The 1,195-nt window shown below is 60.6% G+C and carries 1 protein-coding gene and 1 pseudogene; both read right to left on the reverse strand.

The features are described 5' to 3' along the window. A pseudogene (locus ACR0EL_RS21670) lies at nucleotides 1-230 on the reverse strand (DUF2235 domain-containing protein); the annotation flags it as partial. Further along, a partial coding sequence (locus ACR0EL_RS21675; protein ID WP_480502245.1) for a xanthine dehydrogenase family protein molybdopterin-binding subunit occupies nucleotides 208-1,195 on the reverse strand: 988 nt, incomplete at its 5' end. The gene ACR0EL_RS21675 and the pseudogene ACR0EL_RS21670, both read right to left, overlap by 23 nt.

The following is a 1,195-nucleotide window of genomic DNA, read 5'->3' on the forward strand; positions in this document are numbered from 1 at the left end:
CACTGCACGCCGGATTCGTAGAAAACCGAAACCTGGCTGCCCATCTCGCAGCACAGGCGCAGGGTCTGGCCCGCGTGGGTTTCCCGCCCTGCTTCCAGCGTCGACATGGTGCCGTCAAGAATGATGACATGGCTGACAGGTTCGCGGTGGCGCGTTTCGGCCGAGTGCTCGGACCGCAGAGGCCGTCCGAGCCATCCCAGTACCTTTCTACTCAGCCGCGACAGAACCATGCGTCAACAATTCCCAAACTTTGTGAGGTGTGAAAGGCATATCCGCCTGCCGCACCCCGTGATCCCAGAGCGCATCCTGTACCGCGTTCGCCACTGCGGCCAGTGCGCCCACGGTGCCTGCCTCACCACAGCCTTTCATCCCCATCGGGTTGGCGGTTGACGGAACCGGCGCCGAGGTAAACTCTATCATGGGTATCTCAGCAGCGCGGGGCAAGGCGTAGTCCATGAACGAAGCCGTGAGCAGTTGCCCCTCGGCATCATGAACAACATGCTCGGTCAGTGCTTGGCCGATACCCTGCACTACCCCGCCATGCACCTGCCCCTCGGCCAGCATCGGGTTGATAAGATTGCCGAAATCATCCACCACCGTGTAGCGGTCGACCCATGTTTCACCAGTGAAAGAATCGATAACGACTTCGGCAACATGTGCACCATTGGGATAGCTGCGTGCATCTAGCGTAGCGCGGGCTTCGTGCTGCAACAGATCGGTGCGCCCGTCAGCGCGCGCCATCTCGGCCGCCTCGGTCAGCGTGGGGGTCAGGTTGGACCCCGGCGCGCGGAAGGTTTCATGGTCGAAGGTCACATCGCTTTCCTCGACCCCCATCTTATCCGCAAGATAGGGCGTGAATGCGGCGATCATCGTATCAACTGTGACCAGTGTCGCGTTGCTTTGGGTCGTGACCGAGCGTGAACCGCCAGTCCCGCCGCCCTGCGCCAGCCTGTCCGTGTCGCCTTGCACAACATTGATCAGGTGCGAAGGAATCCCTGTCTGGTCCGATAGGAACTGGGCATAGACGGTCTCGTGCCCTTGCCCATTGGACTGAGTGCCGACATAGAGGTTCACCGTTCCGTCCTCGCAAAACTCGATCTTCGCGCCTTCGGAAGGGTCTCCCAAAATACTTTCGATATAGTAACAAAGCCCCTGCCCCCGGATCAGGCCGTTTTCGGCATCCGCCGCCTTGCGG

The sequence above is a fragment of the Ruegeria sp. AH12 genome (assembly GCF_056541465.1).